Below are 19289 nucleotides of genomic sequence, written 5' to 3'. Positions count from 1 at the left end.
GGGTTGTAGGCCGATTTCGCTTGAAACAGCGGCCCTCCTCTGGAACCATCCGGGCAGTATCGCGTTCGAACGACGGCATTATGTGACTGGAGATCAGCGATGGCAGAAACTCGGGAAGAGTGGATCAAGAAACGTGCATACGCCCTCTGGGAAGAAGAGGGCTATCCAACAGGGCGAGATTCCATTCATTGGGAACAGGCACGCCACGAGCGCGAAGCGCTCGAAGGCTCTGCTACCTCGTCCAACGGCAAGGAAGCCAAGCCCAAGGCCAAGCGCGCCGTAACGGCCCCGAAGAGTGCTGCAACCGGCGCCAAGACGAACGGCGTCGTCACGCCGACGCCCAAGCGGACGGCGAGCCGCAAGACGGCGTCCTGAAACACGGCATACCGAACACTTCAATCGAAGGGCGTCGTCGCGACGCCCTTCGGCCTTTCTTTGTCATATGCCTGAATTAGTTGTGTTTTATGAAGGTTCGGAGGTGGGCTATTCCATGCGGGGGTGAACAGAGGCCGGATGACGCTGCAAGCTTTGAGGCTTCCAGAAGCTGACCTCCCGCCCGATCGTCGGGAACAAGCCCGTACCAGGGCTGTTTGCGTCGAAACCGGGGAAATTATCATGACTGACGGCCCTGCCGTGATCCTTGCCTTGCCCGTTTCCGCAGCCTGCGGCCGCTCCTTCACCGTGGTCGTATGAGATATGGAGATCTCGCTCCTGCTCGTCGCCGCGCTGCTCTATCTCGGTCTCGCCCTCGGATTGATCATTGTCGTCGACAGGCTCGTCGGACTGGTTTTCCGCGATCACCGCAGGCCGCTGCAACTGCCCTCATTCGACATTGGCCGCGCCCTCGCAGCGTCGCAAAAATTCTACCGAAAATAACCGCCCGAAGACGGGCCGCGTCAACGGTGCAAAAGGTTGAACGGCCAGCGGTTAATGATATTTCGACACTACCCTTTTCCTGCCCTCGCAAGCTGCTATCTTGACGGTTGGACGAGCTGAACCCCTGCAGCCGCGCCTCTTTCAGACGTGCGAAGGGAGGCTGCAGGACTTTCAATTGCTGGCGCCCCCGCCGGCGCGGCGGGCGACAAGAAAGCGTTTTGAATGCGAAGCTTCGGCAACGGCTGGCCGAGAGGCGGCGGCGAAATCGGCGAATTGCTGCGGCATCCGGCCTTTGACGCCGTCGGTCTCGGACCGGTTGAAAGCTGGCCTTCTTCTCTCAAGCACATCGCCGAAATGGTTTTGAATTCGCGCCAGCCGAAATTCGTCGCCTGGGGTCCCGATCTCGCCTTCCTCTACAATGACGCCTATGTTCCCGTTTTCCCCGAGCGGCATCCCGCCGCACTCGGAAGACCTTTCCACGAAGTCTGGGCGGATATCTGGGAGCAATTCTCGCCGATCGTCGCGAGCACGCTCAGCGGCAGCCCGCAGCTCTTCAAAGAGCTGCTCATTCCGATGCGCCGCGACGGCCGCACCGAGGACACCTGGTTCACCTTTTCCTATACGCCGTTGCGCGACGATGACGGCACCATCGCCGGCATCCTCTGCGCGACCCTCGACGTCACCGACCAGGTGGCGGCCAAACGCGGCGAGAAGCTGGCGCTGGAAGAGCTGCGCGCCAAGTCGGAGGCGCTTGCCGTCGTCAATCGGGCGGGTGCGGCGATCACCGTCGAGCCGGACGTCGAACGCCTGACACAGATTGTCGTCGATGCCGGCGTGACGCTCACCGGCGCCGAATTCGGCGCCTTCTTCTACAATGTCGATGATGGCGGGGGCGGCAGCTATATGCTTTACGCGCTCTCCGGCGTCGACCGGAAGAACTTCGAAAAGTTCCCGATGCCGCGCAATACCAAGGTCTTCGCGCCGACCTTCGGCGGCGAAGGCATCGTGCGCTCCGACGACATCCTGCTCGACCCGCGCTACGGGCAGAACGCGCCGCATTCCGGCATGCCGAAGGGGCATCTGCCGGTCAGGAGCTATCTTGCCGTGCCGGTGAAATCGCGCGACGGCAGCGTCATCGGCGGCCTGTTCTTCGGCCACGGCGAACCCGGCCGTTTTTCCCAGGCGGCAGAGGCAAGCCTCGTCAGCCTCGCCGGCCAATCGGCCGTGGCGATCGACAATATCCGGCTCTTCCGGGCCGCCAAGCTCGAAATCGACCAGCGCCGCGACATGGAAGATCAGCTGCGCAAACTCAACGAAATGCTCGAGGGGCGCGTCGCAGCCGAGATCGCCGATCGCCAGCAGGCCGAAGCGGCACTGCAGCAGGCGCAGAAGATGGAAGCGATCGGCAAGCTCACCGGCGGCGTCGCCCATGACTTCAACAATCTGCTGCAGGTGATCTCGGGCAATCTGCAGCTTCTCGGCAAGGACGTGGCGGAAAACGGCCGGGCCAAGGAGCGCATCGCCAATGCGCTCGTCGCCGTCGAACGTGGTTCGCGGCTGGCTAGCCAGCTCCTCGCCTTCGGCCGCCGCCAGCCGCTGGAACCGAAGGTCATCAATATCGGCCGTCTCGTCACAGGCATGGACGATATGCTGCGCCGCGCGCTCGGGGAGGAGATCGAAGTCGAGACCGTCGTCGCTGGCGGCCTCTGGAACACCTTCGCTGATCCGCTCCAGATCGAGAACGCCCTGCTCAACCTTGCGATCAACTCGCGCGACGCGATGAATGGCGCCGGCAGGTTGACGATCGAGGTCGGCAACGCCTTCCTCGACGATTCCTACAGCCGCACCCATCCTGAAGTGAAGGCCGGCCAATATGTCGTGCTCGCGGTCACCGATACCGGCTCCGGCATGACCGAGGAGGTGAAGGAGCAGGCCTTCGAGCCCTTTTTCTCGACGAAACCGGAAGGCAAGGGCACCGGTCTCGGCCTGTCGATGGTCTACGGCTTCGTCAAGCAGTCCGGCGGCCACGTAAAGATCTACAGCCAGGCCGGCGAAGGCACGACCATCAAGCTCTATCTCCCCCGATCGTTCCGCAGCGAGGATCACGTCAGCGCCGCCGACACCGTGCCGGCAACCGGCGGAACCGAAACCATCCTTGTCGCCGAGGATGACAAGGGTGTTCGCACCACGGTCATCGAGATGCTGTCGGATCTCGGCTATTACGTCTTGAAGGCCAAGGATGCGCAAAGCGCGCTGACCGTGATCGAGAGCGGCGCCCATATCGACCTGCTCTTTACCGATGTCGTCATGCCCGGCCCCTTGAAGAGCCCGGAACTTGTGCGCATGGCACGCGCGCGTCTGCCCGACATCGCCGTGCTCTACACATCCGGCTATACGGAAGATTCGATTGTCCATGGCGGCAGGCTCGATCCCGGGCTGGAGCTGCTCTCCAAGCCCTATACGCGCGAGGAGCTGGCCCGCAAGATCCGCCATGTGCTCACCGACCGGCCGCGAGGCGGCCGACCGGCAGCCGACGCCGCCGCGCTCCATTCAACGCCTGCCGATCCAAGACATGCCGAGACTGCCGGAAAGCTGAAGCTGCTGCTCGTAGAAGACGATGCCTTCATCCGCATGGATACCGCGGAGATCCTGCAGGATCTCGGCTATGACGTCATCGAGGCCGAGAGCGGCGAACAGGGCGCGGATATCCTTGGGCATACCATCGTCGACATCGTCGTCGTCGATGTCGGCCTGCCCGGCATGTCGGGTTCGACCTTTGCCGCCAGAGCGCGGGAAGTGCTTCCCTCGGTCGGTCTGGTCTTTGCCACGGGCGACAGCGACCTGCCCGACGCCAATCGTTTCTCCGGCTCGGTGCTGCTGACGAAACCTTTCGACAGCGCCGCGCTCGACCGGGCCGTCACGACCGCCCTGCAGCAGCGGCTCTAAACCTGTCGAACTCCGGATATTTGTCCATCAGATCAGCCTCGTTAGCTCGATCGAAATCGCTTCTGCAGGATCCAGGCGGCCACCGTCGTGATGACCGTCATCGTGATGGTTGGCACCATCGTGATAGACAAGAATACGCGCGCCGCTCTGGCTGACCAGCACGGCATCACGGTTGAAACCCCTCTGCAGCAGCCAGTCGCGCGGCGCCATCGGGCGGATATCGACCTCATAGGAATGGCCCATTCCTTGAAGCTGACAGTGTAGGTGACCGGCGATACCTGGCCGTTCACGTCGATCATGCCGGTTCCATCGGCTTTGACGAGGTGTTTTTCCATGTTCTCGGCTCCTTGCTATATCAGGACTATGCAGGTTTCCCCTCGAAAGCCTGACAAAACCGGCGTTTGTTCCGAAATCCGGGGCAATGACCTTCGAGGGAACTTTTGCGCTCCGCACCGGTTGGATTCTCCTAAAAACGCATTCCATCGCTTTGCAAACAACAGGAGGCGAAGATGCCGCGAGGAGACAAATCCGACTATACCGACAAGCAGAAGCGCAAGGCCGAGCATATCGAGGAAAGCTACGAGGATCGCGGCGTTTCCGAGAAGGAAGCTGAACGGCGTGCCTGGGCGACGGTCAACAAGGAAAGCGGCGGCGGCAATAAATCCGGATCCGGCCGCGGCAAGAAGGATACGCATGAATCCTCAGAAAAGGGCGGCCGCGCCGGCGGCGCTGCATCGGCGGCGCGCTCGAAAGAGGAGCGGTCCGCCTCGGCCAAGAAGGCGGCAGCGACGCGCAAACGCAACGAGCACCACAGCCACCACTAAGGATGGCGGAAACGACGGCGGCCTGCGCCGCCCGTATCCTGCCAGAGGATTTCGCCATGGCCAAATCGAAGAAGAAATGGTCGCAGGATGTCACCGAACACAGCGACGCAATGGACCTGAAGGAAGGCGTGTTCAAATCGGACGATCCGAAGAAGATTGCCCGCTCGGTCAAGCATTCGGCCGAGGAGAGCCATCGCCGCAAGTCGAGCCCGTTTCGCGCGGCCATGTCGATGCTGACCTTCTACATCAACCGCGCCGGCGACCAATTGACGAAAAAACGGCGGGCCACCCTTGAAGAAGCCAAGGACGAACTGCGAAAAGACTTCGGTCGTAAACCGAAGGATTAAGCTGAGATGGACTATGAGCTTTATTATTGGGACGGCATCCAGGGGCGCGGCGAATTCGTCCGGCTGGCACTGGAAGAGGCCGGCGCCGATTATGTCGACATTACCCGTGACCCCGGCCGCGGCACCGGCGCCATGTTCGAGATCCTGGAAAGCGAAAGCGAAGCGCATATTCCCTTCGCGCCACCCTTCCTGAAGGATGGCGATCTGATTATCCCGCATGTCGCCAACATCCTGTTTTATCTCGGCCCGAGGCTGGGGCTGGCGCCTGGGGATGAAGGCCTTCGGCATGTCGCCAACGGCCTGCAGCTGACTGTCACCGACTTCGTCGCCGAGGTGCACGACACGCATCACCCGATCGACATGGGGCGATATTACGAAGAGCAGAAGCAGGAGGCGAAGGCCCGCTCGGCGGCCTTTATCGGCCAGCGCATTCCGAAGTACCTTGGTTATTTCGAGCGTGTGCTGCGGCAAAACCCCGATGGTTCCGGCCATCTCGTCGGCGACGCTCTAACCTATGTCGACCTTTCGCTCTTCCAGGTGATCGAAGGCCTGACCTATGCCTTTCCGAAGGCCATGGCCAAACGCAAGGCGGACTACCCCGCCCTTCTGGCCCTGCATGCTGCGGTGGCAAAGCGGCCGAACATCGCCCGCTATCTCGCCTCCCCTCGCCGCCTCGCCTTCAACGAGCAGGGGATTTTCAGACATTATCCCGAACTCGACAGCACGGAATGAGCGGGCCATTCATTGCAGCGGCACGGCTGCATCGAAGAAATCACCCCAGGGATCGCGCGGCCTAGTCTCCAGCCGCTGCGGCACATTGGCGAGAGTGAAGGCGGCCGGACCGCTGAGTTCCTTCAGGTCGGACCAATCGAGCGGCATCGACACCGGCGCACCCGGCCGCGCCCTGGTCGAATAGGGCGCGACCGCCGTGCTGCCGCGGCCGTTGCGGAGATAATCGATATAAATATGCCCACCGCGTTTTGCCTTCGTCGCGGTTGCCAGATATTTCTCCGGCGCGTCGGTCGACATGCTTTCGGCAAGCGTATGGGCGAAATCCTTCACCTCGGCCCAGCCAGCCTTCGGCGCAAGCGGCGCCACCACATGCAACCCCTTGCCGCCGGAGGTCTTGACGAAGGCGGCAAGCCCGCGGGCTTCCAGCCGCTCCTTTACGTCAAGCGCTGCCGATGTCACCGCGCTCCAGGCCACGTCCTCGCCGGGATCGAGATCCATGATGATCATATCGGGTCTTTCCCAATGATCGGTCGTCGTGCCCCAGGGGTGAATTTCAAGTGCGGCCGATTGCACCAGCGCGACAAGCCCGTCGAAATCGGAAATGCGCAGCAGTTTCTCGCCGTCCGCGTCCTGCGGATCGGCGATCTCCTCGATATGGGAATTCATGCCTTTCCAGCCGTGTTTCTGGAAAAACCGCTGGCGGCTTTTAATGCCGTCCGGCAGGCGCAACAGCGCCAACGGCCGGTTGACGAGATAAGGTGCCATGAAACGCCAGACAGCGGCGTAATAATCCGCCAGCTTCTGCTTGGTCACACCCTCGTCCGGCCAGTAAAGCCGGTCGGGATGGGTCAGGGATACGTCCGATGTCGGCGGGTTTGCAGCGCTCATTCCTCGATCTCGCGTGTCAGGAAATCAAGTAGCCTGTTTTCTTCCGCCCGCAAGCCCCGCAGCGGCTCGTTGCGACCCTCGATCACAGGATGGTCATTGCCGGCGAGCGCGATGATCGCCGGATGGATGTAGCTCGAGCGTGAAATTGCCGGCGTATTGTGCAGCGCCTCGGCCGCCGCCTCCGACATTTCCTTGACCGTCGGCCGCCCGCCGCCGGCAATTCTTTCGCGCGCCATGCCGAAGGCCGCCAGCGATCCTGCCCAGGTGCGAAACGTCTTGGCGGAGATCGGAATGCCCGATATCTCGGCCAGATAGGCATTCAGCCGGCCGGAATCGACCGGTTTCAGCGCCCCGCCTTCATCCTTCCAGACGAACAGCTGGCGGCCGGGCAGATCGGCAATCTCTTCCAGGATCTTCTGCAGCCTGGGATGCTTGAGGCTGCGCTGGACGCGCTTGCCGCCCTTGGCGCGGAACTTCAGCTCGATCCGCCCGTCAACGATCTTCAGGTGCCGCTTCAACAGTGTCGTTGCGCCATAGGTGCCGTTCTCCCTGACATAGGCCTGGTTGCCGACCCGCAGATGCGCCTCGTCGAGCAGCGTCGTCAAAGCCGCCAGCACGCCTTTGACATCCTCCGCACCGGTATCGAGATGGCGCAGCACGGTGCGGCGGATCTTCGGCAATGCTCGGCCGAATTCGATCAGCTGGTGGAATTTTCCGGCGCTGCGGAAGCATTGCCACTCCTTGTGATAACGGTATTGCTTGCGCCCGCGCGCATCGATGCCGGTCGCCTGGAGATGACCGTTCTCGTAGAGACAGATCCAGACATTCTCATAGGCCGGCGGCAGGCCGAGCGCGCCGATGCGCGCCCGCTGCAACTCATCGGAAAGCGTCGTGCCATCAGGCATCACATAGCTGAAGCCCTTGCCTTTCCTTCGTCTGCGAATGCCCGGTTCGGTATCGCTGACATAGATGAGGCCAAGATCGGTGATGGCTTCGGCATTCATGCTGTTGACGACCTGCTATTTGCCGCGGCGACCAAACTGGAACCACCGGCGCCGCTGGGCCTTGGTCGCCCCCTCCGGCGGCTGGGTCTGTCCTTTCGGCGCAAACACGGCCAGGCTCTGGGTGTAGACCATGAAGGGATTGTCCTGATCGTGCACATCGAAGGCGCCGGTCTCCGCTCCGGTATCGAGAACCCGGGACCACTTTTTCAGGCCGTTCACGACAGGCAGATGAACTTCGCAGTCACCGCCGGCGTTGAAGACCAGGAAGAGGTCGTCCATCGCCTCGGTATCCGGCGCATGCGCGCTTTTCGAGAGGTAGACGCCGAGCACTTGCAGTCCGTCGTCGTTCCAGGCCCCGTCATCCATGAAACTGCCGTCCGGCTTGTACCAGGCGATCTCGATGCGCCCGTCCTCGCTGGTCTCGCCGGTCAGGAACCGCTCCTGCCTGAGGACCGGATGGGCCTTGCGGAAGGCGACGGCCTGCCGACAAAAATCGAGGAAGGGATCATCGAGGCCATCCCAATCGGTCCAGCCGATCTCGTTGTCCTGGCAATAGGCGTTGTTGTTGCCGCCCTGGCTGTTGCCGAGCTCGTCGCCGGCCAGGATCATCGGCACGCCCTGGGAGAGCATCAGCGTCGCCATCATGTTGCGCCGCCGCCGCGCCCGCGCGGCGTTGATATCGGCGTTATCGGTGGCGCCCTCGGCGCCCATATTGTCGGAATGATTGTCCGAATGGCCGTCTCGGTTGTCCTCGCCGTTCGCCTCGTTGTGCTTGCCGTCGAAGGAGACGGTGTCCATCAGGGTGAAGCCATCATGGGCCGACAGAAGATTGATCGAGGAGGTCACCCCCCGGTCCGAATGGTTGAATTGCAGCGCCGAACCGGTGATCCGCGCCGCCAGCTCCGACACCATGCCGCCATCGCCCTTCCAGAAACGGCGCACGTCGTCCCGGAACTTGTCGTTCCACTCGCGGAAAGGGTGCGGGAACCCGCCGACCTGATATCCGCCTTCGCCGATATCCCAGGGTTCGGCGATCAGCTTCACGCCGGCCAGGATCGGGTCCTGGCGGATGGCGCCGAAGAACAGGCCCTGACGGTCGAACTCCAGATCCTGCCGGCCGAGCGTGCTGGCGAGATCGAAGCGGAAACCGTCGATATGCATGACCCCGACCCAATAGCGCAGGCTGTCGAGCACCATGCGCATCACCATCGGGTTGGCGACGTTCAACGTATTGCCGGTGCCTGTGGTGTCGAAGGTGTGGCGGGGATCATCGGGGGAAAGGATATAATAGCTCGCATTGTCGAGGCCGCGGAAGGACAAGGTCGGCCCCTTCTCGCTGCCTTCGGCGGTGTGGTTGTAGACCACATCCATGATCACTTCGATGCCGGCGGCATGGAACTTCTTCACCATGGTCTTGATTTCGGTGATCTTGTCGCCGGACATGTAGCGCGATTGCGGCGCAAAGAAGCCGAGCGTCTGATAGCCCCAGTAGTTGCGAAGGTTCTTCTCCAGGAGATAACGATCGTCGAGGAAATACTGGATCGGCAGGAGCTCGATCGCCGAGATGCCGAGCTTGACGAGATGGTCGATGATCGGATCGCTGCACATGCCGAGAAAAGTGCCGCGCAGCCGCTCCGGCACCTTCGGATGAGTCATCGTCAGGCCGCGCACATGCGCCTCGTAGATGATGGTGTCGGGCCAGGGACGGCGGATCGCCTCTTCACCGGCCCAATCGAAGTCCGGATCCTGCACCACGCTCTTGACCGTGAAGGGCGCACTGTCGCGGTCGTCGAAGGAAAGATCGTCCTCGCCGATCCGGTAGCCGAACAGCGCGTCGTCCCATTTCAATTCGCCCGTTACCTGCTTGGCATAGGGATCGAGCAGCAGCTTGTTCGGATTGAAGCGATGACCGGCCTGCGGGTCATAAGGCCCATGGGCGCGATAGCCGTAGACCGTGCCGGGGCCGACGCCGGCGATATAGCCCGACCAGATGTCGCCCTCGCGTTTCGGCAGCGGCAGCCGCGCGATCTCTTCCACTCCGTCGGGAGAGAAGAGACAAAGTTCGATCTGTTCCGCATGGGCCGAGAAGACGGCGAAGTGGGTGCCTGAACCAATATATTCCGCCCCGAGCTCCGGTTTGAGGAAGTCGAGTTCCGAAAATGAAAAGCTCATGGTGCCCCGCTTGAAAATATGGCCAAGCGGGAAACGTGACGGCGGTTCGAAAGTTCCCTTGCGAGGGAAAAGGAAGAGAGAACCTCCGGGGAGAATGACTTATGGCATCAGCTGACCGCCATTGACCTCGATGATCTGCCCGGTGATGTAGCCTGAAAGCGTCGGCGAGGCGAGAAACAGATAGGCGCCGACGCAGTCCTCCGAGGTGCCGACGAAACCCATCGGGATCGACTTGCGCTGCAGCTCCATCTGCTCGTCATCGGTATAACGCTCGTGGAAGGGAGTGGCGATGACGCCCGGCGCCACGGCGTTGACACGGATCCTGTCGGCGACGAATTCCTTGGCATGGCCGCGGGTGATCGTCGAGACGAAGCCCTTGGACGCCGCATAGAGGATCGCGCCATTGCCGCCGCCGTTGCGGGCGGCGATCGAGGTGGTATTGATGATGAAGCCGCCCTGCTTTTTCAGCCAGGGATGGGCCGCACGCGTCGCCGCCAGCACTGAGCGGGCGTTGAGATCCATGACCGCGGCATAATGCGCGTCGGTATATTCCGAGGTCGGCTTGCGCCCCAGCATGCCGCCGGCATTGTTGATGATGCCGTCGAGATGACCGAAGGTCTTCGCCGTCTCTTCGACGACGCGCTCCGTCTCGCCTTCCCGCGACACGTCGCCCTGGATCAGATGCACGGTGCCGCCGGCCGCCCGGATCTCCTCGCCAAGCTTCTCCGCCGGCTCGCGGCTGGCATTATAATGCACGCCGACCTTGGCGCCCTGCGCCGCAAAGGCGCGGGCGAGTGCCGCCCCGATGCCGGTCGAGGCGCCGGTGATCAGCACGGCCTTGCCGGCGAGATCCGGCAGTCTGATGGATGCGAGCAATTGAGCAAGTTCTGCCATGGCTAGGACAGCCTCCCGAAAACAAAGGACATAGGTGATGAAACAGACAGGGGAAGTCTATCAGCCGAAATCGGCGAAGGGCAATGCACGAAAGCGGGAGATTTGTATGGAGGGGGATGTCGTGGCTGGCCGGTGCGGGCCGACCAAGACCCCTCCCCAACCCCTCCCCACAAGGGGGAGGGGCTAGCGTGCCGCACCACTTCAGGTAACCCTCCATCGTACCAATTCGTCGAACGGTAACAGCCCGCAGGACCACTCCTTTTGATCACTGCCGGGGACCGCAGTGTAGCCCCTCCCCCTTGTGGGGAGGGGTTGGGGAGGGGCGTTGGTCTCGCAGACCTCCTCGATCGGAATGGAACCTCATCAAGGAGCCACACCCAAGGCCGGCTGCGGCTTCTGGCGAGCCAGCGGCGGGAAGGCCAGCGCGATCGCCGCCGCTCCGAGGCCGACCGTGGCGGAGCCGATGAACAGCCAGGAATAATTGGCGAAGGTGTCGAAGATCCAGCCGCCGATCAGGGGGCCGAAGGCCATGCCGAGACTGGAGAGCATCGTCGCCGCGCCCAAAACGGTGCCGATGATGCGCTGGCCGAAATATTCCCGCGCCAGCACCGCATAGAGCGGCATCACGCCGCCATAGGCGCTGCCGAAAACAATGGCGAGCGCATAGAATTGGGTCAACTCGCTGACGAAGAGATAGGTCGCCAGCGCCGCCGCCTGCACTGCGAGGCCGGCGACCAGCACCGGCTTCACGCCGATCCGGTCGGCAAGGCTGCCATAGAGAAGCCGGCCGCCGAGACCGGCCAGGCCCTCTACGCTGTAGATGCTGACGGCGGCCATCGGAGCGACGCCGCAGATCGTCGCGTAATTCACCATGTGGAAGATCGGCCCGGAATGGGCCGCACAACAGGCAAAGAAGGTGAGGCCGAGTACGATGAATTGCGGCGAGCGGAAGACCTTCGAAAGCTGGGGCCGGGCGCCCTCCGTGGCGAACTCGGTGCCGGCATCGGCGGTTTCGGCAGGGGGGCGCTGCCTGACCAGCAGGGCGGCCGGCACCAGCAGCACCCAGGTTGCAATGCCGATGATCAGCATCGCGGGCCGCCATTCATAGGCCGAAATCAGCCAGCGCGCGAAAGGCGAGATTGTCATCGGCGCGACGCCCATGCCGGCGGAGACGAGCGACACGGCAAGCCCGCGATTGACGTCGAACCAGGCGGTCGTCGCCGCGATCATCGGCGCGAAGAAGGCGCTGGCGGCCAATCCGACCAGGAGTCCGTAGGTCAGCTGGAATTGCATGAGCGTCTCGGCGCGGCTCGCGAGCACCAGCGCCAGGCCGAGCAGCACGGATCCGATCATCACTACGATGCGCGGCCCGAAGCGGTCGCTGGCCGCACCCCAGAGGAAGCCGCCGAAACCCATGACGATGAAATTCAGCGTCATCGCGCTGGCAATGCCGACATGCGACCAGCCGGTCGCGCTCGCGATCGGCTCCTGGAAAATTGCCAGCGAGAACATCGCGCCGATTGCCACGCAGGACATCAAAGCGCCGACGGCGACAATGACCCAACGATAGGGAACACTCATGGCTTCCAACCTCCATGCCGACAGTGATCGCAACGATGCGGCCGCCTTGCCGCATTTCGCCTACGATCAATGACGTTTGGAGCGCCGCGAATTCGACACCGCCCTCCCATCTTTTTTCCGTACAATCCTACAGGGTGCGGAACATCACCAGTGCGTCGACATAACGCTCGGTCGGATGGAGGAAGACGCCGGGAAGCCGGCCGACGATGTCGAAGCCAAGCGATTGCCACAGCTCGACGGCGCGGCGATTGCTGCTGACGACGAAATTGAACTGCATGGCCCTGAAGCCTCTTTCGCGGGCACGCTCCAGCGAATGCTCATGCATGCGGCGGGCGACGCCACGGCCAGCCGCCGCGGCATCGGTCATATAGCCGCAATTGCAGACATGGCGCCCGCCGCCGGCCTGATTGGCCTTGATGTAATAGGTGCCGAGGATGACGCCACCCTCTTCCGCGACGAAGGTCTCGCGGTCCGGCCCCATCCAGTAGGCGAGCGCATCGGCTTCCGAGAGATCGCGGTCGAGCGCATAGGTCTCGCCGGCACGGATCGTCGGGCCGATGATCCTCCAGATGGCACTTCGGTCGTCGTTATTTGCAGGTCGGATCAGCATGCCCGGTTTCTATCGAAGCCTGATCTGGCGCGCAACCGACCCGGATCTGCCGGCACGTGCCGGAAGCCCCACGCGTAACCAGCCTCAGACCTTTTTCGAGTACGCGAGTGCAATTGCTATCGCCTGCCTGGCGCAGATGACAACACCGCCAGCGACTTTCGCGCGGCTCCCGAAAGCTCCGGTGCCGTGATGCCGCGATGCTCGCCTGAGATGCACCGCGGCCGGACGAACCAGCGCTCAAATCTCCGCAACGCGGATCAAACACCCGATTGAACGCTGTGGCAGAACAGGCGAACCGGCATCTGCCCCACAGGAGGTTGCAATATGAACGTCAAAATCCCTTCCAACCATTGCGAGCACGACGACCGCGCTCAGCATCGCAAGCTTCAACATTACACGAAGCATCACTCTTCAGCGCGCCCGGGCGCCATTCCGCACTCCTCGATATGCTGCCGTCCGATCCATCGGGGGTCGCCCGCACGGTGCAGGCTCTGCTGATCTACGAACACGCCGCAGAACCACTCTATGGTTACAAGGTTCCTGACGCGCGCCGCGCCGAAAGCCATATCCGCCCGATCGAGAAGATGGTTGATGCGTTGCTGGCGCTTGACGATCGTCCGCTCTCCTGTGCCCGAGCGCCCGGGAAGCGCCTGGTCGGCATTTGCCGCCACTACATGTTACTGTCCATCGCAATCCTTCGCCACCACCGCGTTCCCGCTCGAGGCCGGGGAGGGTTCGGCGCCTACTTTAATCCCGGCAAATTCGAAGATCACTGGGTTTGCGAATACTGGAGCGCGAGTGACGGACGCTGGGCGCTGCTGGACAGCCAGCTCGACGAGGTTTTCATCCGCAAGCTCGGAATTGGCTTCGACATCCGTGACGTTGCACGCGACCAGTTCTTGACCGCGTCCGACGCCTGGCGCAGATGCCGCACCGGAGAACTCGATCCGAACTTGTTCGGCATCGAGTTCGCGCAGCTTCGTGGTCTGTGGTTCATCGCTGGTAACCTGATCCGCGACCTCGCCACCCTCAACGGTCGCGAAGTCCTGCCCTGGGACGTTTGGGGTGCACAACCCGCACCAAATTCAACGCTTTCGGACTCCGAACTGGATTTCTTTGACGAGATCGCCTTGGTTGCGGCCGATCCGGATGCAGACTTCGACGCGTTGAACCGGCGTTTTTTCGAAGATACGAAACTAAGGCTGCCCGGAAGCGTCTTCAACTCATTGCGCGAGCGTCATGAAAGAGTGTTAGAGGGCTGAGACGCCGCGCGGAGTATCACACGCTGCCCCGGCGAGTACCCTGGCTCTCCTGCTACCATTCTGCCCTGGTGCATCGGCCAAATGGGACATCCGGTCCCAGGATCTGCGCCTGTGATAAGGTGGGTATGGCGCTGGAGCGCCGGAGTTGGGGATGTGGCGGTCTCTCGGGATCTGACGTACCGTGCTCTCAAACCCTTTCCAGTGCGATTGCGATCCCCTGCCCGACGCCAATGCACATCGTCGACAGCGAATATCGTCCGCCAGTCTCATGAATCTCGAGCGCCGCTGTGCCGGTAATGCGGGCGCCCGACATGCCCAAGGGATGGCCGAGCGCAATGGCGCCGCCATTGCGGTTGACCCGCTGGTCGTTATCGGCAATGCCGAGCGCGCGCAGCACCGCTAGGCCCTGGCTGGCAAAGGCTTCATTGAGTTCGATGACGTCGAACTGTTCCTGGCTCAAGCCGAGCCGGGCCATCAGTTTGCGCGAGGCCGGGATCGGCCCGACGCCCATGACACGTGGCGGAACGGCGGCGGAGGCGCCGCCGAGGATGCGGGCGATCGGCGTCAGTCCGTATTTCCGCGCCGCAGCTTCCGAAGCGACGATCAGTGCCGCCGCGCCATCATTGACGCCTGAGGCATTGCCGGCGGTGACCGTGCCCCCCTCTTTCTTGAAAGGCGTCGCGAGTTTCGCCAGCGTCTCCACCGTCGTCGCACGCGGATGCTCGTCCTTGTCGACGACGACGGGATCGCCCTTGCGCTGCGGGATGGTGACGGCGACGATCTCCTTCGCCAGCCGGCCGCTCGCCTGCGCGGCGGCGGCCTTGGCCTGGCTGCGCACCGCAAAGGCATCCTGGTCCTCGCGGCTGACATGATAGTCCGCGGCGACGTTCTCGCCGGTCTCCGGCATGGAATCGACGCCGTATTGTTTCTTCATCACAGGGTTGACGAAACGCCAGCCGATCGTCGTGTCGTGGATTTCGGCCGCCCGCGAAAAGGCCGTCTCGGCCTTCGGCATGACGAAAGGCGCGCGCGACATGCTTTCGACGCCGCCTGCGATCATCAATTCGGCCTCGCCGGCGCGGATGGCGCGTGCGGCCGTGATCACCGCATCCATTCCGGAGCCGCACAGCCGGTTGATGGTCGTGCCCGGCACGGCGATCGGCAGGCCGGCCAGGAGCGCCGACATGCGCGCCACATTGCGGTTGTCCTCACCCGCCTGGTTGGCGCAGCCGAAGATCACGTCGTCGACGGCTTCCCAGTCGACGGCGCCGTTGCGCTGCATCAGCGCCTTCAGCGGGATGGCGCCGAGATCGTCGGCGCGCACCTGCGAGAGCGAGCCGGCGAAGCGGCCGATCGGCGTCCTGATATAGTCGCAGATAAAGGCTTCGGTCATGGCTTTTCCTTTAGAGTTTCGGAACGACGAGATCGGCAACCGGCCCCTCGATATGCAGCGGCGCACCGGTCATCGCCTGCAATTCCTCCTCAGACATCGCGGCCAGCTTCTCGCGCAGGACGAAACGCCCATCGACGATGTCGATGACGGCGTGGCTCGTGTAGACGCGGGTGATGCAGGCGACACCGGTCAGCGGGAAGGTGCATTTCTCCACCAGCTTCGGCTCGCCCGTCTTGGTGACATGCTCAGTGATGACGCAGACCTGCTTGGCGCCGTGCACGAGATCCATGGCGCCACCGACAGCAGGCACGCCCTTGCTGCCCACCCGCCAGTTGGCGAGATCGCCATTCTGCGCGACCTGATAGGCACCGAGGATGGCGACGTCGAGATGGCCGCCACGCACCATGGCGAAGCTGTCGGCGTGGTGGAAGAAGGCCGCGCCCGGCTTCAGCGTCACCGCCTTCTTGCCGGCATTGATCAGATCCCAGTCTTCTTCACCTTCCGCCGGCGGCTCGCCGAAATTCAGGATGCCATTTTCGGTGTGGAAGATCGCTTCACGGCCGGGCGGCTGATAGCGGGCGACCATTTCGGGAAAACCGATGCCGAGGTTCACATAGGCGCCGTCGGCGATATCCTGGGCGGCGCGCCAGGCGATCTGCGCATTGGTGAGTTTGATGTCTTCTCTGATATCGACGGTCATACGTAGGCCACTCCGGCTCGAATGAGCTCTTCTTCCTGCTGCGGATTGGGAACGGCAACGACGCGGTCGACGAAGATGCCGGGGGTCACCACATGCTCGGGATCGATGCCGCCGGCGGGCACGATCGATGAGACCTGGACAATGGTCTTCGCCGCCGCCATGCACATCAGCGGATTGAAATTGCGGCCGGCCTTGTTGTAGGTGAGGTTGCCGTGAATGTCGCCGACCGCAGCCTTGACGATGGCGAAATCGGCCTTCAGCCAGCGTTCCTGCACGTAGTGGCGGCCGTCGAATTCGGCGATGACCTTGCCCTCGGCGAGTTCGGTGCCATAGGCCGTCGGCGTGTAAAAGGCCGGAATGCCGGCCCCGCCAGCGCGGATGCGCTCGGCCAGCGTTCCCTGCGGTACCAGTTCGAGCTCGATTTCACCGGCCAGATATTTGTCGGTGAAGGCGCGCGGATCCGACGAGCGCGGGAACGAGCAGATCATCTTTCTGACCATGCCGGCATCGATCATCGCCGCGATGCCGATGCGGCCGTTGCCGGCATTGTTGTTGATGACGGTGAGACCCTTGCAGCCCTTGTCGATCAGGGCGTGGATCAATTCGATCGGCGCGCCCGAACCGCCGAAACCGCCGATCATGACGGTCGCGCCGTCACCGATCTCGGAGACGGCCTCCGCCGTGCTCCCGACTGACTTGTCCATGCCGGATTCTCCTTGGCTCGATCGGGTGGGCAGCTCGCCATCCCGTCTCCTGTTCAGAGATAAAGCGCGGCAGGGGCATACCGCAAGATACTTTGTGCGGTATTTGACATTTGTTCTTATATCGCACAATGAGGAGCGGTCAGGCGTTGCCCAGCAATCGATCCAGTGAATCGATTGCAGCGACGAATGCCCGAAGCGCAAGCGAAGGGCGGAGCGATACAAATTTACTTAGCCAAGCCCCAACCACAGGAGCCCCCCATGCGCGAAACGGATTTCGTCAGCGGCTTTGCCCGCGGTCTGAAAGTCATCGAAGCCTTCGGCGAGACGCGGCAGCGGCTTTCGATCGCCGAGGCCTCGAAGCTGACAGCGCTCGACCGCGCCACCGTGCGCCGGTCGCTGCTGACGCTCGCCGAACTCGGCTATGCCGATTATGACGGCAAGTTCTTCACACTGACGCCGAAGATCCTGCGGCTCGGCCATGCCTATCTCTCAGCGACGCCGCTGCCGGCGCTCTTGCAGCCGCATCTCGATCATCTCTCGGAACGCGCCGGCCAGAGCGCCTCGGCCTCCGTGCTCGACGGCATCGAAATCGTCTACGTCGCCCGGGCCTCGCAGCGACGAGTCATGTCGATCAATCTCACCCCGGGCAGCCGCCTACCGGCCTATTGCGCCTCGATGGGCCGCGTGCTGCTTGCAGCCCTTCCCGAAAGCGAGGCGCGCGCCATTCTTGCCCGCAGCGAGCTGAAGCAAAACACTGCCAAGACCAAGACCGATCCCGAGGAACTCATTGCCGAATTCCGGCGCGTGCGCGCGGAAGGCTATGCGGTCATCGATCAGGAGCTGGAGATCGGCCTCTGCTCGATCGCCGTGCCCGTGGAAAACGACCGCGGCGAAACGGTCGCGGCAATCAATATCGGCGCGCCGGCCGCCCTCGTCCCGGCAGCGGAGATGAAGGACCGCTATCTCATGCTGCTGAAGGAAACACAGGCCGCCTTGCGGCCGCTCTTGCACCGGTGACGGTGCGGGCGAGGACGCGGCCGCGGTCGGTGGGCATTGACCCGCGCCCTGCCCTTTCTGTGGGACCTGAGAACGGAAACGCATGCGCTGGCCGTTGAACCTGCAATCAATGATTTATATGCCGTCATTGATGAATGGAGGCACGCCCCCTTCCCACTTGATGTATCATAATTTCCGATATACATCATTTCATCGGAATCATTGGGGGAATGATGGAACGTTCGTTTTTGACGATTGCCGCCGGTGAGAATAGTGAGGCGATCCGCGCACTTTCTGCCCCGGCGCGGATCGAGATTCTCAAGCTGCTCTGCGCCAAGGGGCCGATGAATATCAACGATATCGCGCGCGCTTTGTCCCTCCCCCAATCCACGGTCGCCACCGGCATTCAGATTTTGGAAGACGCACGGCTTGTCGACTCGCAGTTGGCAAAAGCGCGGAAGGGGAACCAGAAGATCTGCTCGGCGATCTACAGCGAGATCCTGATCAGCTTCGAGGAAAGCGCGGCGCAACGGGCCAACAATGTTATCGAAGTCGAGATGCCGGTCGGCTTGTACACCAGTTGCGACGTCCATGCGCCATGCGGCCTTTGTTCCACCGAAAGCGTCATCGGCCCCCTCGACGTGCCCGACTATTTCCTTGACCCACAGCGCATGCAGGCCGGGCTCGTCTGGTTCGGCCGGGGCTATGTCGAATATAAATTCCCCAACAATGCCAAGGTGTTGAACAAGGATATCCGTGCCATCGAGTTCTCCTTGGAATTATCCTCGGAAGTGCCTGGCACCAATCCGGACTGGCCCTCCGACATCACGCTCTGGGTCAATGGCATGGCGATCGGCACCTGGACGTCGCCCGGCGATTACGGCGACAAGCGCGGCGCCTTCACGCCCGCCTGGTGGAAGCTCGAAGGCTCGCAATATGGGATAATGAAGACCTGGCGCATCTCGACGCGCGGCACCTTCATCGACGGTGTCGCCGCATCGAATGTCACGCTGGGCGATCTGGCGCTCGGCCAGCATTCCTCGATCCGGCTGCGCGTCGGCATCGCCGAGAATGCCGGCCATACCGGCGGCGTCAACATTTTCGGCCGCGGCTTCGGAAATCACGGCCGCGACATCATCATGCGGCTGCACGTGTGATCAATCAATATCGGAAATTTTGATTTAAAAACGCCGCTTGTTTTCCGATTTTGCGATGGATGAAATACGACAACATGCTGTAATTACATAATTTTTATCGAAAAATGAATTAGTATGATAAAAGATGCAGCTCGGTTGACAGAACGACATTCCTGATATCAAGTTAGGAGCAAGAAAACAAAATTCCTGATACATAAACGGGA

At 62.2% G+C, this 19289-nt stretch carries 18 protein-coding genes and 1 pseudogene; 9 read left to right on the top strand and 10 right to left on the bottom strand.

From position 1 onward, the window contains the following. Nucleotides 1-99: 99 nt before the first annotated feature. The 3 genes from MHI61_RS05685 (at nt 100) to MHI61_RS05675 (ending at nt 3822) form a co-directional block, all read left to right on the top strand. Entirely contained in the window at nt 100-375 is a 276-nt protein-coding gene (locus MHI61_RS05685) for a DUF2934 domain-containing protein (RefSeq protein WP_239789557.1), read from the top strand. A gap of 321 nt (nt 376-696) precedes the next feature. Continuing rightward, nucleotides 697-876, top strand: a complete 180-nt coding sequence (locus tag MHI61_RS05680) for a hypothetical protein (protein ID WP_239789556.1) — start codon at nt 697-699, stop codon at nt 874-876. A 222-nt stretch (nt 877-1098) separates the two neighbouring features. Beyond that, nucleotides 1099-3822: a response regulator gene (locus MHI61_RS05675; protein WP_239789555.1), complete on the top strand. Its 2724-nt coding sequence runs from the start codon at nt 1099-1101 to the stop codon at nt 3820-3822. Here the strand turns inward: MHI61_RS05675 and MHI61_RS05670 are convergent. Beyond that, a pseudogene (locus tag MHI61_RS05670) lies at nt 3794-4157 on the bottom strand (hypothetical protein). The gene MHI61_RS05675 and the pseudogene MHI61_RS05670 overlap by 29 nt on opposite strands. Nucleotides 4158-4331: 174 nt before the next feature. On the opposite strand from MHI61_RS05670, the gene MHI61_RS05665 reads away from it, so the two are divergent. The 3 genes from MHI61_RS05665 to MHI61_RS05655 are packed head-to-tail and all read left to right on the top strand — an operon-like array spanning nt 4332 to nt 5725. Continuing rightward, the gene (locus MHI61_RS05665) at nt 4332-4646 is read left to right on the top strand and encodes a hypothetical protein (RefSeq protein ID WP_040111419.1); all 315 of its coding nucleotides are present in this window, start codon (nt 4332-4334) and stop codon (nt 4644-4646) included. Nucleotides 4647-4702: 56 nt separating this feature from the next. Continuing rightward, on the top strand, nt 4703-4993 hold the full coding sequence (locus MHI61_RS05660; RefSeq protein ID WP_064685727.1) for a DUF3175 domain-containing protein: 291 nt from the start codon (nt 4703-4705) through the stop codon (nt 4991-4993). A 6-nt stretch (nt 4994-4999) separates the two neighbouring features. Continuing rightward, nucleotides 5000-5725, top strand: coding sequence for a glutathione S-transferase (locus tag MHI61_RS05655; protein ID WP_239789554.1), 726 nt, complete (start codon nt 5000-5002; stop codon nt 5723-5725). A gap of 9 nt (nt 5726-5734) precedes the next feature. Here MHI61_RS05655 and ligD read toward each other — a convergent pair whose 3' ends face one another. From ligD to MHI61_RS05625, 6 genes are all read right to left on the bottom strand, one after another. Next, nucleotides 5735-6613 (bottom strand): non-homologous end-joining DNA ligase, encoded by an 879-nt coding sequence (ligD, locus tag MHI61_RS05650; RefSeq protein WP_239789553.1) that lies wholly within the window; start codon nt 6611-6613, stop codon nt 5735-5737. Further along, nucleotides 6610-7617 carry a DNA topoisomerase IB gene (locus MHI61_RS05645; RefSeq protein WP_239789552.1) on the bottom strand — a complete coding sequence of 336 codons (1008 nt, stop codon included), beginning with the start codon at nt 7615-7617 and terminating at the stop codon, nt 6610-6612. Before MHI61_RS05645 ends, ligD begins: the two co-directional genes overlap by 4 nt. A gap of 15 nt (nt 7618-7632) precedes the next feature. After that, a complete protein-coding gene (gene glgX, locus MHI61_RS05640; RefSeq protein ID WP_239789551.1) occupies nt 7633-9789 on the bottom strand; it encodes a glycogen debranching protein GlgX in 2157 nt (718 codons plus the stop codon). 99 nt (nt 9790-9888) lie between these two features. After that, nucleotides 9889-10683 carry an SDR family oxidoreductase gene (locus MHI61_RS05635; RefSeq protein WP_239789550.1) on the bottom strand — a complete coding sequence of 265 codons (795 nt, stop codon included), beginning with the start codon at nt 10681-10683 and terminating at the stop codon, nt 9889-9891. Nucleotides 10684-11046: 363 nt separating this feature from the next. Further along, nucleotides 11047-12264: an MFS transporter gene (locus tag MHI61_RS05630; RefSeq protein WP_239789549.1), complete on the bottom strand. Its 1218-nt coding sequence runs from the start codon at nt 12262-12264 to the stop codon at nt 11047-11049. Between the two features lie 127 nt (nt 12265-12391). Beyond that, nucleotides 12392-12874: a GNAT family N-acetyltransferase gene (locus MHI61_RS05625; RefSeq protein WP_239789548.1), complete on the bottom strand. Its 483-nt coding sequence runs from the start codon at nt 12872-12874 to the stop codon at nt 12392-12394. Nucleotides 12875-13320: 446 nt separating this feature from the next. On the opposite strand from MHI61_RS05625, the gene MHI61_RS05620 reads away from it, so the two are divergent. Beyond that, complete coding sequence (locus tag MHI61_RS05620) at nt 13321-14136, top strand: transglutaminase-like domain-containing protein (RefSeq protein WP_239789547.1); 816 nt, start codon at nt 13321-13323, stop codon at nt 14134-14136. Between the two features lie 187 nt (nt 14137-14323). Here MHI61_RS05620 and pcaF read toward each other — a convergent pair whose 3' ends face one another. From pcaF to MHI61_RS05605, 3 genes are read right to left on the bottom strand one after another with little or no spacing between them, the layout of a single operon-like run. After that, complete coding sequence (pcaF, locus tag MHI61_RS05615) at nt 14324-15529, bottom strand: 3-oxoadipyl-CoA thiolase (protein ID WP_239789546.1); 1206 nt, start codon at nt 15527-15529, stop codon at nt 14324-14326. Between the two features lie 10 nt (nt 15530-15539). Beyond that, nucleotides 15540-16229 (bottom strand): CoA transferase subunit B, encoded by a 690-nt coding sequence (locus MHI61_RS05610; protein ID WP_239789545.1) that lies wholly within the window; start codon nt 16227-16229, stop codon nt 15540-15542. Further along, nucleotides 16226-16933, bottom strand: a complete 708-nt coding sequence (locus MHI61_RS05605; protein WP_239789544.1) for a 3-oxoacid CoA-transferase subunit A — start codon at nt 16931-16933, stop codon at nt 16226-16228. Before MHI61_RS05605 ends, MHI61_RS05610 begins: the two co-directional genes overlap by 4 nt. A 258-nt stretch (nt 16934-17191) precedes the next feature. On the opposite strand from MHI61_RS05605, the gene MHI61_RS05600 reads away from it, so the two are divergent. Then, entirely contained in the window at nt 17192-17950 is a 759-nt protein-coding gene (locus tag MHI61_RS05600; protein ID WP_239789543.1) for an IclR family transcriptional regulator C-terminal domain-containing protein, read from the top strand. Nucleotides 17951-18159: 209 nt separating this feature from the next. After that, nucleotides 18160-19086: an ArsR family transcriptional regulator gene (locus MHI61_RS05595; protein ID WP_239789542.1), complete on the top strand. Its 927-nt coding sequence runs from the start codon at nt 18160-18162 to the stop codon at nt 19084-19086. The last annotated feature ends 203 nt before the right edge of the window (nt 19087-19289 follow it).

The sequence above is a fragment of the Rhizobium sp. K102 genome (assembly GCF_022385315.1).
Taxonomy (GTDB): Bacteria; Pseudomonadota; Alphaproteobacteria; order Rhizobiales; family Rhizobiaceae; genus Rhizobium; species Rhizobium croatiense.
The sequence above is the reverse complement of the archived record's forward strand: the minus strand, read 5'-3'. Positions and strand labels throughout refer to the sequence as shown.

What these genes read in the sequence shown, in the direction of transcription:
- MHI61_RS05610 (WP_239789545.1), bottom strand. Translation starts at nt 16,229, where the DNA reads ATGACCGTCGATATCAGAGAAGACATCAAACTCACCAATGCGCAGATC.
- pcaF (WP_239789546.1), bottom strand. Translation starts at nt 15,529, where the DNA reads ATGACCGAAGCCTTTATCTGCGACTATATCAGGACGCCGATCGGCCGC.
- MHI61_RS05665 (WP_040111419.1), top strand. Translation starts at nt 4,332, where the DNA reads ATGCCGCGAGGAGACAAATCCGACTATACCGACAAGCAGAAGCGCAAG.
- MHI61_RS05635 (WP_239789550.1), bottom strand. Translation starts at nt 10,683, where the DNA reads ATGGCAGAACTTGCTCAATTGCTCGCATCCATCAGACTGCCGGATCTC.
- MHI61_RS05595 (WP_239789542.1), top strand. Translation starts at nt 18,160, where the DNA reads ATGATGGAACGTTCGTTTTTGACGATTGCCGCCGGTGAGAATAGTGAG.
- MHI61_RS05685 (WP_239789557.1), top strand. Translation starts at nt 100, where the DNA reads ATGGCAGAAACTCGGGAAGAGTGGATCAAGAAACGTGCATACGCCCTC.
- MHI61_RS05620 (WP_239789547.1), top strand. Translation starts at nt 13,321, where the DNA reads ATGCTGCCGTCCGATCCATCGGGGGTCGCCCGCACGGTGCAGGCTCTG.
- glgX (WP_239789551.1), bottom strand. Translation starts at nt 9,789, where the DNA reads ATGAGCTTTTCATTTTCGGAACTCGACTTCCTCAAACCGGAGCTCGGG.
- MHI61_RS05645 (WP_239789552.1), bottom strand. Translation starts at nt 7,617, where the DNA reads ATGAATGCCGAAGCCATCACCGATCTTGGCCTCATCTATGTCAGCGAT.
- MHI61_RS05605 (WP_239789544.1), bottom strand. Translation starts at nt 16,933, where the DNA reads ATGGACAAGTCAGTCGGGAGCACGGCGGAGGCCGTCTCCGAGATCGGT.
- MHI61_RS05660 (WP_064685727.1), top strand. Translation starts at nt 4,703, where the DNA reads ATGGCCAAATCGAAGAAGAAATGGTCGCAGGATGTCACCGAACACAGC.
- ligD (WP_239789553.1), bottom strand. Translation starts at nt 6,613, where the DNA reads ATGAGCGCTGCAAACCCGCCGACATCGGACGTATCCCTGACCCATCCC.
- MHI61_RS05675 (WP_239789555.1), top strand. Translation starts at nt 1,099, where the DNA reads ATGCGAAGCTTCGGCAACGGCTGGCCGAGAGGCGGCGGCGAAATCGGC.
- MHI61_RS05655 (WP_239789554.1), top strand. Translation starts at nt 5,000, where the DNA reads ATGGACTATGAGCTTTATTATTGGGACGGCATCCAGGGGCGCGGCGAA.
- MHI61_RS05630 (WP_239789549.1), bottom strand. Translation starts at nt 12,264, where the DNA reads ATGAGTGTTCCCTATCGTTGGGTCATTGTCGCCGTCGGCGCTTTGATG.
- MHI61_RS05625 (WP_239789548.1), bottom strand. Translation starts at nt 12,874, where the DNA reads ATGCTGATCCGACCTGCAAATAACGACGACCGAAGTGCCATCTGGAGG.
- MHI61_RS05680 (WP_239789556.1), top strand. Translation starts at nt 697, where the DNA reads ATGGAGATCTCGCTCCTGCTCGTCGCCGCGCTGCTCTATCTCGGTCTC.
- MHI61_RS05600 (WP_239789543.1), top strand. Translation starts at nt 17,192, where the DNA reads ATGCGCGAAACGGATTTCGTCAGCGGCTTTGCCCGCGGTCTGAAAGTC.